The 14848-nt window shown below is 64.8% G+C and carries 15 protein-coding genes and 1 riboswitch; of the genes, 4 read left to right on the plus strand and 11 right to left on the minus strand.

The window, feature by feature from the left end; all coding sequences use genetic code 11:
• Nucleotides 1–26: 26 nt before the first annotated feature.
• Together ACYVRZ_RS08815 and cbpA are read left to right on the plus strand one after the other, a co-directional pair.
• The gene (locus ACYVRZ_RS08815) at nt 27–1004 is read left to right on the plus strand and encodes an L-lactate dehydrogenase (protein ID WP_262316696.1); all 978 of its coding nucleotides are present in this window, start codon (nt 27–29) and stop codon (nt 1002–1004) included.
• A gap of 417 nt (nt 1005–1421) precedes the next feature.
• Complete coding sequence (gene cbpA, locus ACYVRZ_RS08820; RefSeq protein WP_262316697.1) at nt 1422–2090, plus strand: cyclic di-AMP binding protein CbpA; 669 nt, start codon at nt 1422–1424, stop codon at nt 2088–2090.
• A 68-nt stretch (nt 2091–2158) separates the two neighbouring features.
• Here the strand turns inward: cbpA and ACYVRZ_RS08825 are convergent, their stop codons facing one another.
• Nucleotides 2159–2671: a QueT transporter family protein gene (locus tag ACYVRZ_RS08825; RefSeq protein ID WP_461226252.1), complete on the minus strand. Its 513-nt coding sequence runs from the start codon at nt 2669–2671 to the stop codon at nt 2159–2161.
• Between the two features lie 6 nt (nt 2672–2677).
• Nucleotides 2678–2723: riboswitch (PreQ1 riboswitch) on the minus strand.
• Between the two features lie 117 nt (nt 2724–2840).
• Between ACYVRZ_RS08825 and ACYVRZ_RS08830 the strand changes: the two genes are divergently transcribed.
• Nucleotides 2841–5324 carry a helix-turn-helix domain-containing protein gene (locus ACYVRZ_RS08830; protein ID WP_461226253.1) on the plus strand — a complete coding sequence of 828 codons (2484 nt, stop codon included), beginning with the start codon at nt 2841–2843 and terminating at the stop codon, nt 5322–5324.
• A 740-nt stretch (nt 5325–6064) separates the two neighbouring features.
• On the opposite strand, the gene ACYVRZ_RS08835 is transcribed toward ACYVRZ_RS08830, so the two are convergent.
• The 6 genes from ACYVRZ_RS08835 to ACYVRZ_RS08860 form a co-directional block, all read right to left on the minus strand.
• Nucleotides 6065–6421, minus strand: a complete 357-nt coding sequence (locus tag ACYVRZ_RS08835) for a type II toxin-antitoxin system PemK/MazF family toxin (RefSeq protein ID WP_262316700.1) — start codon at nt 6419–6421, stop codon at nt 6065–6067.
• A gap of 17 nt (nt 6422–6438) precedes the next feature.
• Nucleotides 6439–6681, minus strand: a complete 243-nt coding sequence (locus ACYVRZ_RS08840; RefSeq protein ID WP_338085562.1) for an antitoxin — start codon at nt 6679–6681, stop codon at nt 6439–6441.
• A 72-nt stretch (nt 6682–6753) separates the two neighbouring features.
• Nucleotides 6754–7881 (minus strand): alanine racemase, encoded by a 1128-nt coding sequence (alr, locus tag ACYVRZ_RS08845; protein WP_461226345.1) that lies wholly within the window; start codon nt 7879–7881, stop codon nt 6754–6756.
• A 2-nt stretch (nt 7882–7883) separates the two neighbouring features.
• A complete protein-coding gene (gene acpS / locus ACYVRZ_RS08850) occupies nt 7884–8240 on the minus strand; it encodes a holo-ACP synthase (RefSeq protein WP_461226254.1) in 357 nt (118 codons plus the stop codon).
• A gap of 226 nt (nt 8241–8466) precedes the next feature.
• Nucleotides 8467–10404, minus strand: a complete 1938-nt coding sequence (locus ACYVRZ_RS08855; protein WP_461226255.1) for a GTP-binding protein — start codon at nt 10402–10404, stop codon at nt 8467–8469.
• A 273-nt stretch (nt 10405–10677) separates the two neighbouring features.
• On the minus strand, nt 10678–11208 hold the full coding sequence (locus ACYVRZ_RS08860; RefSeq protein WP_461226256.1) for a hypothetical protein: 531 nt from the start codon (nt 11206–11208) through the stop codon (nt 10678–10680).
• Nucleotides 11209–11352: 144 nt separating this feature from the next.
• Between ACYVRZ_RS08860 and ACYVRZ_RS08865 the strand changes: the two genes are divergently transcribed.
• Nucleotides 11353–12486: a hypothetical protein gene (locus ACYVRZ_RS08865; protein WP_461226257.1), complete on the plus strand. Its 1134-nt coding sequence runs from the start codon at nt 11353–11355 to the stop codon at nt 12484–12486.
• A gap of 86 nt (nt 12487–12572) precedes the next feature.
• Here ACYVRZ_RS08865 and ACYVRZ_RS08870 read toward each other — a convergent pair whose 3' ends face one another.
• The 4 genes from ACYVRZ_RS08870 to ACYVRZ_RS08885 are packed head-to-tail and all read right to left on the minus strand — an operon-like array spanning nt 12573 to nt 14784.
• Complete coding sequence (locus tag ACYVRZ_RS08870) at nt 12573–13010, minus strand: GNAT family N-acetyltransferase (RefSeq protein ID WP_461226258.1); 438 nt, start codon at nt 13008–13010, stop codon at nt 12573–12575.
• Complete coding sequence (locus tag ACYVRZ_RS08875; RefSeq protein ID WP_461226259.1) at nt 13003–13566, minus strand: phosphotransferase-like protein; 564 nt, start codon at nt 13564–13566, stop codon at nt 13003–13005. Before ACYVRZ_RS08875 ends, ACYVRZ_RS08870 begins: the two co-directional genes overlap by 8 nt.
• A complete protein-coding gene (locus ACYVRZ_RS08880) occupies nt 13563–14501 on the minus strand; it encodes a GNAT family N-acetyltransferase (protein WP_461226260.1) in 939 nt (312 codons plus the stop codon). Before ACYVRZ_RS08880 ends, ACYVRZ_RS08875 begins: the two co-directional genes overlap by 4 nt.
• Complete coding sequence (locus ACYVRZ_RS08885) at nt 14488–14784, minus strand: hypothetical protein (RefSeq protein ID WP_461226261.1); 297 nt, start codon at nt 14782–14784, stop codon at nt 14488–14490. Before ACYVRZ_RS08885 ends, ACYVRZ_RS08880 begins: the two co-directional genes overlap by 14 nt.
• Nucleotides 14785–14848: the final 64 nt, after the last annotated feature.

Raw genomic sequence — 14848 nt, forward strand, 5'->3', positions numbered from 1 at the left:
GGCAAATACGAAAGGATGATATCACCGTGGCAAACGCAAACAAAGATCACCAAAAAGTAATTCTTGTTGGTGACGGCGCCGTTGGTTCAAGTTACGCATACGCAATGGTTCTGCAGGGCATCGCCCAGGAAATCGGGATTGTTGATATTTTCAAGGACAAGACGAAGGGTGACGCGATTGACTTGAGCAACGCGCTTCCATTCACCTCGCCAAAGACCATCTACTCCGCTGAGTACAGCGACGCTAAGGATGCTGACCTGGTTGTCATCACCGCCGGCGCCCCTCAGAAGCCTGGCGAAACCCGTCTTGACCTGGTTAACAAGAACCTGAAGATCTTGAAGTCCATCGTTGACCCGATCGTTGAGTCCGGCTTCAACGGCATCTTCTTGGTTGCGGCTAACCCGGTTGACATCCTGACCTACGCGACCTGGAAGCTGTCCGGCTTCCCTAAGAACCGCGTCGTTGGTTCCGGTACTTCTCTGGACACCGCGCGTTTCCGTCAGTCCATCGCCGAGATGGTAGGCGTCGATGCCCGTTCCGTCCACGCCTACATCATGGGTGAACACGGCGACACCGAATTCCCTGTTTGGTCCCACGCCAACATCGGCGGCATCAAGATTTCCGAATGGGTTAAGTCCCACCCAGAAATTGATGAATCCAAGCTGGTTGACATGTTCGAAAACGTGCGTGACGCCGCTTACGAAATCATCAAGCTGAAGGGTGCCACCTTCTACGGGATCGCAACGGCCCTGGCCCGCATCAGTAAGGCCATCCTGAACGACGAAAACGCCGTTCTCCCACTGTCCGTTTACATGGACGGTCAGTACGGCCAGCACGACATCTACATCGGTTCCCCAGCCGTGATTAACGCCAACGGGATCCAGAACATTCTGGAAATCCCGCTGACCGACCACGAACAGGAATCCATGGACAAGTCCGCGGCTCAGCTGAAGAAGATTATCGACGACGCCTTTGCCAAGAACGACATCGAGACCCGTCAGTAATCCAATCAGACCTAACTGAAAACTCCCCCATCGAAAAAGGTGGGGGAGTTTTTTTGGCCCCAGGGCAAAAGCCGTCGCATTTATCGGGACGGCTAGCCTAGCCGCGTCACTCGGGGCCCGGGCTTGGCCCCGAGTGACGCGGCGTAGCTAGCCGCTCCCGCGTTGCCGGACGCAGCCCGACGATCCAGGGCAAAAACCGGCGCCGCGTCACGCAGGTTGCGCGAAGGTGTCCCCGCCCCTGAAAGACCGGGGCAAAGCGCGGCGGCTATCACTATATTCATTCCTAGTAATTGATTCTCTCATATTCCTCCAATCGCGAGCCAGTGCAGTCATAGCGGGGTTGTGCATCGCTCAGATTATGGTAAAATGGATTAAAATGAGAGAGATTTAATAATCGTTGCACCGATGGAGGGCATCATGTTAACCAAATCACTGGTACTGAAAAAGGAGCTCCTGACCACCGTCAAGGAATCCGTGACGCTGGCCGAGGCACTGCAGGTACTCGAGGACTCCGGGTTCCGGTGCGTCCCGATCGTGGACGAAAGCGGCCAGATTTTCCGCGGCAACATCTACAAGATGCACCTGTACCGCCACAAGTCGCAGGGCGGCGACATGTCCCTGCCCGTCACCTACCTGCTGAAGAACGCGACCAAGACGATTCCGGTCAACGCGCCGTTTTTCAAGGTGTTCTTCAACATCAAGGACCTGCCGTACATCGCCGTGTTGGACGAGAACGCCAACTTCTACGGCATCCTGACCCACTCGCGGCTGCTCGCGATGCTGTCGGATTCCTGGAACATCGACGTCAGCTCGTACGTCATGACCGTGATGTCGACCGGCAAGCGCGGCGACCTGGCCGCGATGTCCAAGATTCTGGCGCGTTACGTCTCGATCTCCGGCTGCCTGACGCTTGACGGCAAGCGCGGCGAGGTCGTGCGTCGCACCCTGTTCACCCTGCCGGCCGGCATTGACGAGGCCACGCTGAACCTCTGCGTCAAAAAGCTCGAGCGCAAGCATTTTCGCGTGGTAGAAATCGACGACCTGCAAAGCGGCCAGCCGCTGCGGCTCGAATCCGAGCAGGCCTGAAGTCGCCGCGTTTGACATCAGCCAATGAAAAAAGCCGCCAGCAGGCGACTTTTTGTTTTGGGTTTGAATTAGGCCTCGACGCGCTTGGCGAAGTGAACGGCGCGGTCGATGGCGAGCATCACCGGCGCGGAGATCAAAAGCATCACCAGCTCGGACGGCAAAAGCGTCCCAAACATCGGCAACAGCTTGTCCCAGCCCATGTGGCCGGTCCACACGATTTCCCAGGCGATGATAATCATGGTCAACGACATGCTGGCCGTGACCAGGGCCATGCGCTGCCAAAGCTTTGAGCACTTGGGGCCGAGCCAGTAAACCAGGCCCAGGCCGAGCAGCGTCTGGCCGCCGCCGAACACGACGTCGACCCAGCCCATCGGGGAGAACAGCGCGTTGTACAAGACCACGCCGAGCGTGACGCCGACGATGTACTTGCGGTTGAACGCGACCAGGTGGTTGAGCGATTCGGACAGCCGAAACTGAATGGGCCCGGCGGCGAGGCTGAACAGCCCCGACACCCACGACAGCACGACGTACAGCGCAATGACTAAGGCATTGACCGCAAGCGAGCGGGTTTTTTGATTCATAAATAAAGCCTCCTAGTTTTTTTACGTGGGCGGAATTTCGAACCACGACGGTTAAGTTTTGCATGAAATCGCGGCGCTGTCCAGAGATTTTCTGCAAATTAGGGCCGATTGGTGTACGCTAGAGGTAACTGAAAAAATCGCTGCAGATAGCAGGAAAGCAGGTAGTTGAATGACAGAAGCAATCGCGTACCGTCTCAAGCAAATCATGACGGCGGAGCACCTGAGCCTGACCCAGGCGGCCAAGCTGATCGGCATTTCGCCTTCGAGCATGCGCAAGGTGCTCAAGGACACGCCGATGAGCCGGCCGATCATGTTCAAGATCAACCGCTTCATCGAGGCGCATCCGGTGGCCCCGGCCGAACACACCTTCACCATTTTCGATTCGGAAGCGGCGGAGAAAAACGCGACCCCAGGCCAGCCGGACGCTAAGCCGGCGACCGCCGCTGCGCAAAACGCCGCACAGCCGGACGCCAAGCAGACGCCGGCCCAGCCAGCCGCGTCCCAGACCAAGCGTCAGACCGCGCAGCCCAAGCAGGCCAAGGCCGAGAGCAAGGACGCAAAGGCCCAGCCGAAGCAGGCCGCAAAGACCCAGGCTAAGGCTGAAAGCAAGGACACTAAGGCTCAGCCAAAACAGGCCGCCAAGACCCAGGCCAAGGCTGAAAGCAAGGACACTAAGGCTCAGCCAAAACAGGCCGCCAAGACCCAGACCAAGGCTGAAAGCAAGGACACTAAGGCTCAGCCAAAACAGGCCGCCAAGACCCAGGCCAAGGCCGAAAACAAGGACACCAAGGCTCAGGCCAAGCAGGCCGCCAAGACCCAGGCTAAGGGCGACCAAGCCAAGGCTGCCAAGGCGCAGTCCAAGCAGGCGAAGGGCGAAAGCAAGACGGCCACCCAGTCGAAGCAGGCCAAGACCCAGACCGCCAAGCCAAACGACCAACCAAAGGCCACCAAGGCGCAAAACCAGCAAACCAAGCAGGCCAAGGCCAGCCAGGCAAAACAGGCCCAGACCACCGCAGCAGCGCCGAAGCAACAGGCCCAGGCCGAGCAGCCAAAGGCCAACCGCAACGCACCGCAACAGGCCGCCAAGAACCCGGTCGGCAGCCTGGAACCCGGCGCCCAGCAGGCCAACTTCGAGGCCACCCGCAAGGCCCAACTCGCCGACCAGACCCCGGCCAAAACCGCACCGGCCGCGGCCGAGCAAGCCACCGCTCAGCCGACGCCAGCCGCCGACACCAAGCGCAAGCCGGGCCGGCCGAAGTCAACCAAGACGGGAAAAACCGGCGACCAGGCCAAGCACCAGGGCGGCAAACAAAACGAACAGCCTAAGCAACAGCAGGCTGCAAAGCAAAACGAACAGCCTAAGCAACAGCAGGCTGCAAAGCAAAACGATCAGCCTAAGCAGCAGCAGGCCGCTAAGCAAAACGAACAGCCTAAGCAGCAGCAGGCCGCAAAGCAAAACGAACAGCCTAAGCAGCAACAGGCCGTAAAGCAGAACGACCAGCCCAAGCAGCAGGCCGCTAAGCAGAACGACCAGCCCAAGCAGCAGGCCGCAAAGCAAAACGACCAGCCCAAGCAACAGGCAAGCCAGCCAAACACCCCGCAGCAGCCGGCCAAGCCGGCCGCAAAGCCGCGGCCGAGCAGCACCACGCTGCAGGTGTTCATGGACGAGTCCTTCGGCGGCGGCTCCGATTACCAGCGCAACATGTCCATTGGCGCCACGGTGATCGACCCCGCCGACGACCACGCGCTGGACAGCTTCACCAACACGCTTTACCCGTTCGGCTGGCAGCCGGGCGACGAGGTCAAGGCGCGGGGCAAGTCCAGCGCCCAGATTCAGGCGATGATGGCCCATGCGCTGGATCCGGCCGTGAAGGTCTACACCGTTTACTCCCCGCTTTCGGACGCCGGCAACTTCAGCATGAGCTTCGGCGTGATGTACCCATACGTCGCCGCCTTGCTTCGGATCATCGACGCCCAGCCCGTTTTGCCGCAAAAAGTGCGGGTCACCCTCGACCAGCGCAGCGAAATCGCCACGGAGCAGCTGGGCCTCGCCGCCCGGATGCTGCACGCCTACCTGAAGTCGCAAACCGGCCGCGAGATCTCGTTCTTCTTCCGCACCGCCGATTCCAAGAACACGATTGGCGTTCAGTACAGCGATTTTGCCAGCCACGCCGCCATGTTCTTCACCGCGGCGCAGATGCAAACCGCCGGCATGGTGCGGCTTGCCGACATCGGCGCCGAGCTGGGCGATCAGCTCACGCTTTACGCGATGGTCGGGCTGCAAAAGTACCTGCTGGATGAGCGGCCGACCGCGGTGGTCCCGACCAGCGGCTTCAAGAGCCCGATTCTGAACATCGCGATGCGCCTGTTCAACCTCGCCTCCAAGGCCGCGACCATGACCCAGGTGCCGGAAGACGCCTTCGTTCAGGCGAAGCTCGTGATCAACCAGCTGTTGACCATCACCCCGTCTTCGGTCAACGGCGCGATCAACAAGATGCCGTTCCAAAACTGGTACGACATGGCGGCTCGCGCAAGCTCGCTGCTTCACTACACCGACGCGACCCTGCCGCAGTTCAGCATCGATCCGGACGCCTTGAAGGTGGCCGAAGACGCGCTGAACAACGTCGCCACCCTGCTGGCCGGTGGCCGCTAACCCGACGAATACCTGTAACAGCGCCGCCCAGGCTCAACCCGGGCGGCGCTGTTTTGTATCGGCAAGCGTTATTTTATTTACACAACATTTACCAAACATTTACACGATTGCGAGTCGAATTGCTTGGCAAAAGTGACGGCTCGGTGTTATTCTATCAGCGTAGAATTCCGCAGCGCCTCTCGGCTGGCACGGCCGAAGCGCAGCTCAAGGCAGTCTACGGTGACTATCATTCTCATCTGATGAACGTCGACCTATGTCGACCACGTCCGCGGCGTGAGCGTCTAGCGCTGGAGAAATTCGCGCAAAAGAAAACAGCCCTGGTTTGACTCCAATGATCCGCAACTGCCGGCTCCACCACAGTGCGTAACACCAACTGAATCGGTATTACCGGCCGGCGGGGGCAGTCTGCCCTGTCGGTGGGGCGGTTCATCAATTCAATCGCAATCGGGGTACTGCGGGGCAACCCGCGGTACCCTTTGTGTGTCGCCAACCCCGAGCGCCGCTTGCGCCGGCCGCGGCCACGCCCCGCTGCGTGATGGCCGCCAGCGGCCGCGAGCCAGCCGCGCCATCGCCCTGGACCCGACCCGTCTGGCACAGCAACGGCGGCCTGCAGAATTAACCTGCAGGCCGCCGTTTGCGTCCGTCTCGTTGGGTCGCGTCAGTTGGAACCGAAGTCCAAGGGCCGTCTTGCAATCGGGTCCCGCCGGTTGGTGCCAGGTCCCGCGGGTCGCGCCGCGGCGCTACAGCGGCCGCAGCCCCACCGACACCGCCAGGGCCGCGTCGACTTCCGCCATTCGCGCCGCCGACAGCGCGGTCACTTTATCCATCAGCCGCTGCTTGTCGATCGTGCGAATCTGCTCGAGCAGCACCACCGAGTCGCGCTCGATGCCGTCTTGGTCGCCGCGCAACCCGACGTGCGTCTTCATTTTCGGCTTGGTGATGCGCGACGTGATTGCCGCGACGATGACCGTCGGGGAGAAGCGGTTCCCCACGTTGTTTTGAATCACCAGCACCGGCCGCAAGCCGCCTTGCTCCGAACCCACCACCGGTGACAGATCCGCGAAAAACACGTCCCCGCGCTTGACCGATTCCTCCATGACCCCTCCGTTGCTCACTACGCCAAGTGGGCGTAGGCCTCGCTTTCACACGCCGTGAACTCGTGGCAGATCTCCGTGTTCAAGGCGCCCATGTCCAAGTACCCGCTAATCATCTGGGCCAAGGCCTCGTTGCCGCGAGCCAAAAACGTTCGCAGCGCCACCTCGGCCACCGCCTCCGGGGCCACGTGATGCCCGGCACAATATGTCGCCAGCTGTGCCGCCAGCTGCGGATCCAACTGCATATCAATCGCATTCGCCATCGTTTTTCCCCCTGCACCTGTTTGGCTCAATGCTATCACAAGGGGGCCAAAACGCAACGGCGAACACCCGTTCTAGATGCGGTCGACCGATTCGCGCGGCAGCCGTTCGCTCAGGCTGCAGGCGATTTCGTAGTGGATGGTGTCGCTGTAATCCGCCACGTCCTGCAGCGTGATCGCCTGACTGCCGCTGCGGCCGACCAGCACCACCGGGGTCCCCGGGGCGTAATCGTGCGGCAGGCGAATCATGAACTGGTCCATGCAGATGCGGCCGACGATCTCGCAAAACTGGCCGTCGACCAGCACGTGAAAGCCCTGCAGCCGGCGCAGCCAGCCGTCGGCGTAGCCCATCGGCACCGTGCCGATCCACTCGGCCGTCTGGGCGCGGTAGGTCGCCCCGTAAGACACCGCCGCGCCGGCCTCCAGCCGCTTGGTGAAGGTCAAAGCCGACACCACGGACAGGGCCGGCTCCAGCTCGTAAGGCGTGGTCGGAATCTCGCGGCCCGAGGGGTTAAGGCCGTACATCGCGACGCCGAAGCGAATCGCGTTGCAGGCGCAGGCCGCATGCCACAGGCTGGTGGCCGAGTTGGCGACGTGGACGTAGCGCGGCCGCGTCGGCAGCGCCGCAAGCATCGCCTTGAACCGCGCGACCTGGGTCGTGAAGTAGGTGGTATCCGCCGCATCGGCGGTGGCAAAATGCGTGAACAGCCCCTCGATGTCAAACACCGACCGTGCGGCGGCAAACGCCGCGGCCGCCTTCAGCGCCGCCGGGTCGCGAAAGCCGATGCGGCCCATCCCCGAATCGACCGCCAGGTGAACCCGCAGCGGCTTCACCTTGGCCGCCTCAAGCACCGGCAGGGCGGCCGCCAACCAATCCTGGCTCCCCACCGGCAGCGCGATGTCTTGGGCCGCGGCCAGGTCGGCGTAGCGCGGAGCCACAATGCCCAGCACCAAAATCGGCTGAGTGAAGCCGGCCTGACGCAGCGCCAGCGCCTCGTCCAGCACCGCGACGCAAAAGCCGGTGGCGCCGCTGGCCGCGGCGACTCTGGCCACCCGCAGCAGGCCGTGGCCGTAACCGTCGGCCTTCACCACCGCCAGCAGGGCGGTGCCTTCGGGAAGCCGCCTCAGCGCGTGGTGGATGTTGTGTTGAATCGCCGCCTCCGAAACCAGGACCCGACTCTCGCGGTGTGTTGCCGTTACCATGCTCATGCTTTTTCCTCCAAAATCACTTCGGTCATGACCAGGTCTTGCGTGTGGCTGATCGACACATGGGCTCGGCCGGTGAAGGGCTGCGCGGTGATCACCGGCCGCCCGAGGGCTTCGCTCAGCGTCTCGACGTCTTGCAGCCCGACGCGACCGAGCCCGGTGCCGAACGCCTTGGCGTAGGCCTCCTTGACCGAAAAGCGCCCGGCCAAATACTCCAGCGCCCGGCGGCCGCTTCGCGCCTGGTACTGCGCAAGCTCGGCCGGCGTCAGCACCTTGGCCGCAAAGTGCGGGTTCTTGGCCTGCGCCTGCTCAATTCGCGCAATCTCTGTGAGGTCGATGCCCAGTCCCTTGATCATAACTACCTCCGTTGTGTTGGGTTCCATTATAGTCGCCTCGGGGCGGCCGCGGGAGGCGGCCGGGCCTGAAACTTGGTCACCTCAGCATGCGCCTAACTCAAGGCCCAGCCACACCGGCCGTGGCAGCGGTTGCGCCGTCGATGGTGGCAATCCGTAACGGTAGCCATCCGAGACGGTGGCAAATCGTGACGGCGGCGTCACCGCCCAAGCCGGCAAGGCGCCGGCCTCACGCCTCCCGCGGTGCCAACCGGTACGGACAATGCGCGGTTTGCGGCACCTTGTCCCAGGCCACCGGGTAGCCGGCCCCATGGGCGCAAAACACCGAGTCCGGCGTGTTGGGCAGGTCGGCCACCGGATCGTAGGCCGCCGCGTCAATCACCGCCGCCGCGTTGTGGCACGGCCGGTAGCCGGCGACGACGCAGTCCAGGGTCCCTTGCCCGTGGGTGTAAGCGCGAAGCGTTGCTGGGTAATCCTGCATCCCCGCCACCGGCGCGAAGCCGGTCAAAACCGCGTAGTCGCCTTGCTGCGCCGGCGTCTCGAAGGTGCCACCCATCTGCTGAACGTCGCTCATCGCGCGACCCACCTGGGTCGTGGCGACCTGCAGGCGAAACTGGTACCAAGGCTCCAGCAGCTGGCAGTCGCCGGTGCGACGCGCCATCATCAGCCCCTGCCGCACCGCTCGCCAGGTCGCCTCGCGAAAGTCGCCGCCGACCGTGTGCTTGATGCTAAAGCCCCCGCCGACCAGCGTGAGCGACACGTCGGTCAAGGGGGCCCCGACCAAGACGCCCAGCTGCGTTTTGGCCTGGAGGTTGGCGATCACCTGGTGCTGCCAGTTGCGCGGCAGCACCTCAAGCGAGCAATCGGTGGCCAGGTGCAGCCCGGACCCGCGTTCGGCCGGTGCCATCAGCAAGTGTACTTCCGAGTAGTGGCGCAGCGGCTCGAAGTGGCCGACGCCTTCGACCGGCGCCGTCAGGGTCTCGCGGTACAGGATGCTGCCTTCCCCGAACGTCACGTCAAGCCCGAAGCGCTGGGCCAACAGCTGCGTCAGCACCTCCAGCTGCACGGCCCCCATCACCTGCACCCGGATCTCCTGCAGCCGGCTGGACCAGGTCACCGCCAGCTGCGGGTCCTCCTCCTCCAGCCGCCCAAGCGCCGCCAGCACCTGCGGCAGCGCCTCAGTCGAGGGGCGAACCGCGTAGGTCAACACCGGCTGGATCAGCGGCGTCGGGGCCGGCGTCGCCGCCCCCCAGGCCTGACCCGGGGCGGTGTCGCTCAGCCCGGGAATCGCGCAAACCGTGCCGGCCGCCACCTCAGGCACCGCCTGGTAGCGCTGGCCGTTGTAGACGCGCAGCTGGTTGATTTTCTGCTCGCCGATGCTGGCCTTGGGTGCCAGGTGGCCGCCGGTCAGCCGCACCCAGGTCAGCCGCTCGTCGCGCTCATCGCGGGAGATTTTGAACACCTTGGCGCCAAACTCGGGCGCAAACTGCGGCGCCTGGCCGAACCGCGCAAGCCCCGCCAAGAGGTCCGGCACCCCGTCTAGCCGCAGCGCCGCGCCGAAGTAGCAGGGAAAAACGCGCCGCGTGGCGATCAGCCGCTGCACCGTCGCGTCGGCGAGGTTGCCGGTGTCCAGGTAGGCCTCAAGCACCGCGTCGTCACACACGGCGATTGCCTCTTGCGTCGCCGCGTCATCCGGTGCGGTGAAGTCGGTGATCGCCGGGTCCAGCTCGCGCTGAAGCGTCGCCAGCACCGCCTTGGCGTCTTGGGTCGCCACGTCCATCTTGTTGACGAACACCACCGTCGGCACCCCGTAATGCGCGAGCAGCTGCCACAAGGTGCGGGTGTAGCCTTGAATGCCGTCGGTGGCCGACACCACCAGGATCGCGACGTCCAAGACGCTGAGCACCTGCTCGGTTTGGCTGGCAAAATCGACGTGCCCCGGCGTGTCGAGCAACGTCAGCGTCAAGTCGCCGTAAGTCAGCCGCGCCTGGTGGGAGAAAATCGTGATGCCGCGCTGCTTCTCCAGCGCGTCGGAATCCAAAAACACGTCCCCGTTGTCGACGCGGCCGAGCTTTCGCACGGTGCCGGTGCGGTATAACAGCGCCTCCGACAGCGTGGTTTTCCCGGCGTCGACATGCGCGACGATGCCTGCGACCAATTCCTTCATGTGGTGACCTCCCGGGTGTTGTTTCCCCCATTCTACACTTATTGCCGCCAACCAAAAAGCGACCGGCCCGTCCGCAGACGCGACCGGTCGCAAGGCGGCCGTTGCGAGACGGCAGCCCAGGCCGATTGCAATACCGAGACCGCGACTCATCAAGCCGACAGCACGGCGACGGTCGGCGACAGTCGGTGACAGTGCCAGGCCACTCCCGCGGTGGCCGCCGACGCCTATTCTCAGGCGCTACCCGCGGTGACGGTCGGCACCGGTACCCAGCCGCTACCCGCAGTGGCAATCGGCGCTACGGCAGACCAGCTGGCTGCAGACAATCAGCAGGTCGGCCGCGGCCTGGTGAATCAAGAGCCCGGCGCGGCCCTCGTCTTGCAGCAGCCAGCCGGTGGCACCGGCAGCCGCGGCCGCGGTCACCAGCTCGCCCACCGCCGCGCCATTGGCCACCGCGTTGCTTGACTGGACGCCGGCGATGGCGCGGCCGCTGGTGGTGGCGCCAAACACCCGCGACCGCGCGGTACCGGGCGTCGCCGGGCCGCCAGCCGGTGCGGAACCGGACGTCGCCGGGGTCACGGCCGCCGATGCGTCTGAAGCCCCTGTCACGGCTACCGCCGGGCGAACCGTCAGCAGCGCGTCGGCTTCGCTGAAGGTTGCGCTCACCGCCGTGGTGGTTGGCATCCCGATGCCAATCGCGGTCCAGTACGTTGCAAGCTGCGCCGCCTGGACCGGCCGCACCAGGTTGACCGGGCCGCCCAGCTGGGCCAGGCGCTTTTGCGCGACGGCCTCATTCAATGCTTCCATCTCACACACCTCCCGCCACCAGTATACCGCGTCTTACAAGCGGTTACACCGGTGGCCACTCACGTCGAATTGTGTCGGCGGTCGCCAGGCGACCGGCGCCTGGTTGCGTAATCTCCTTACGACAGCCACCAAGGAGGCGATGATATGTTCAAGCTCCCGCTTGCCGTTCTCATCACGCAGTTTCAACCCGAGCTTTTGGCCCTGATGACCCGCGGCCAGCTCCAGGCCTTTTTGACCTGGGCGAGGCGGCCGGCCGGCCCCACTGCCAGGCGCAAGCAGCTAGTGACCGCGGCCGAATCCCTGCTGGCCGCGGCGCCCGGTCGCCTGACCGACTACTTTCTGGCCCATCCCGCCGCCGAGCCGCTGCTGGCGCCGGGCAACCTGCCCTTCACCCTCGGCTACGCACAACGCAAGCTGCTCACCGCGTATGGCTACCTGACCGTCGGCGCCAGCCAGTCCGTGCGGTTGTACGGCCACCAGGTCGACGTCCCGGCCTACACCGCCTTGTCCGTGTTCAACCTGCAGGCGTTAGGCGAACCCGGCCGCGCCGCCTTGATTGCGCAGCTGCACGATCGGCAGCACCACGACCCCGCCTGGCAGGCCGAACGCCGCTCCGCCCTGGCCCTTAAGGCCAGCCAAAAAGCGTGGCTGCAGGCCCAAGCGGCCGCCTACTGGGCCGACTGGGCGACCTTGCAAACCCGACTGGCACCTCTGCCCGAGGCCCAGCGGCAGCTCGGAGCCTTGGCCTACTGGCTGGGGGAGATTGGGCGGCTCGGCCGGTACTGGTCGCGCCACACGACGCCGCACCACAGCGGCCTGCACGATTACGACGCGCTGCAGGCCCGGGGGCTGGCCGTTTTGATTGCGACCGCAGACGGCGCGGTCAGCCACGGCCTGTACCGACCGCCGCACCCCGACCGCATTCAGGTGACGCTGTGTCCGACCCACTGGGAGCAGTACCGTGCGTCGGGTCTGACCACCCGCCTCGCCTTTTACCAAGGCCACCGGCTGGCGGTCGCCACCTGTCCGGACTGCCGAGTGACCCGCACCAAGGACGCCAACGCGGTGTTGGTGACCACCGTGGTCGCCGGGCCCGACCGCTTCGTGATCACCCTACCCTACCTGGAAGGCACCGCGCTGTACCGCAACCACGAGCTACCTTCGGTGGGGCGGCCAGCCGAACCCCCGGCGCCGCCGGAACGGCCGCTGCTTGCGGCCATCGGCGAGGCGGCGATCGCCGAGCAATTCCTGGCGGTGCTCGACGCTTTCGACAGCTGACGCCCGGCCGAATGGGATTGCAAAGACCCGGCACCGATGTTTGGAATGAACATCGACGTCGGGCCCTTTTGGCAACCAGGTCGCGACTACGGCCGCACCCAGGTCATCTCAAGCTCCTCTTGGTCCGGCACATCGGCCGCCGCCTGCGCCTGGGTGACCGTGAAGCCCTCGCGGCGGTAGAACCGCACGGCGCCGAGATTTTGGGCAAAAGCGCTCAGCCAAAGCCGCGGGTAGGCGGCCTGAAGCGCCGCCATCAACTGGTGGCCGACGCCGCGGTCACGCGCTTGGGCCGCGACGAACAGGCCGGCCAGGTAGTCGCCTTGCACCCCGGCAAAGCCGATAATCGTGCCGGCATCCGAAGCCACGTACAACGTCGCCGCCGGCAGCGCCTGCCGCACCGCCGCCGCGTTGTCTCGCCAGTAGCTGGCCGGCACGAAGGCATGCGCCTCCAAGTTGCTGCTCAGCCAAATCGCCATCAAGGCGTCCAGCTGGGCCGGGGTCGGATCGTTCAAGCGTTCAATCATTCGCAATTCCTCCTTGCAGGTATGAGCGGATCAAGGCCGCGCAGCCGGTCGCCCCGAGCTCACCGGAATCGACCGTCAGATCCACCGGCGTCGCCGCCACGGCGGTCGCCCAGCGTTCCAGCACCGCGGCCGGTGGCAGCTTTTGCCAGGTCGCCAGGCGCCGGACCGCGATCACCTCAGGCGCCGCGGTCACGCCGACCACCACCAGCGGTAGCCCGGCCAGCTGCCGATGAAGCAGCGGCACGAGCCTCAGCGGCCGGCTGTAGCCATCGTGGAGGCCGACATCCGCCACCACGTTGAAGCCCTGGCGGCTGTAGGCGGCCAGGGTCGCGAACAGCCCAGCGTAAAGCCTGCGGATGACCGGCTCAAGCGCCGGTCGCTCGCCGCCGGGCCGCAACCCGATGCCGGGCTGCAGGTGGTCAGGCAGCGCCTGCATCTGCGCGTCGACGCCCGTGATCAGCCAGTCGCCGGGGAACGTCGCCTGAATCACCCGGGCGATGCGCGACTTGCCGGCCCGAGGCTGGCCGCTCAGCACAATGATTTGACCATTTTTCACCGCGCCTCACCCTCCCGTAGCGCGGCCCACAGCCGCCGGTCCTTGGGCTTGCCGGCTCGCCAGGCGTCTTGCACCGCCGCCTTGTACACGGTGGCCAGCTGCGCCTGCGTCGGCAGGTGCAGGGTCGATTCGCCGGCCGTCACCCGCGTGAAGCCGCGGTAGTCGACGCCGGCGTATGGAGCAAGCGTCTCCACGTCGCCGAACCCCACCAGCCACGGACCGCACCTGAAGGCTCGCTCGTGCGGGTCACACAGGCGGTAGCCGGCCCCGACCATCACGCCGGTCACCCGCCGCCAGTCGCGCAGGTTGGCGGTGCGAAGCTGCCAGTCGATGTCGTGCGGCGCAAAATCGCGCCCGAGCAGCCGCCCGGCGGCCAGGCTGCCCAGCAGGTAGGGCCGGATGCCGACGCGGTTGAGGCCCTTGGCCAGCCGCAGGGCCTCGGCCCAGGCATCGCCGCTTGACCGGCGGCGCAGGAACAACACCGGGTAGGGGCCGCCCTGCTCATCGGTGGCGCTTGTGCCGGTCACCGCAAACCCCATGTGCCGGTAAAAGCCCAGCGCAGCCGGATTCTGCGCGTTGACGGTGACGGCCACCACCCCGAAGCGCTCCACCGCCGCCGTCACCAACCGCCGCCCGAGGCCGCGGCCGAAAGCCGCCGGCGCCAAAAACAGCATCTCAAGCTTCGCCGCCGCGATGCCGGCAAAGCCCAGCGGCCGCCCCGCGGCGTCTTGGGCCACGAGCAGCACCGGCACCGTCGCCAGCGCCGCTGGCACTACCGGGGCAATGGCGGCGATGGCCGCCGCGTCGAGGAAGTGGTGAGTCGCTTCGACGGACTGACGCCACACCGCCACCAGCGCGGCGGTCAGCGCCGCGGTGCGAGCGGCAACGGGTACTGGCACCAACGTCACCGGGGCGTGGCGGCTACTTGCTGCCATTTTTCGCCACCCGGTCGGGATGCGCTCGCTTGAAGTCGCGCCAGGCGGCCATCGGGACGGTCTCCGTAATCTGCGTCGTCAGGTCGCGGACCGGCACGGTGGTCATCAACAGGCTGTAGCCACCCCAAAAGGCGACGATGGCGGCGACACCTAGCAACCACCACCAGCCGCGCCAAGCGGTCAGACCGAAAAAGACAACCGTCAGTAAACTCGTCCCCACAAACAGCCCCTGCGTCAGCCGGGTGGCCTGTTGGGCATAGCGATGCGTTGGGTTCAAAACCATTAAAAGTGCCTCCTTTTAGTTGCTCTCTGTATTTTACCCCACCCCTGCCACCTTGTCGCCTCAC

This window comes from Lacticaseibacillus suihuaensis, from assembly GCF_054785075.1.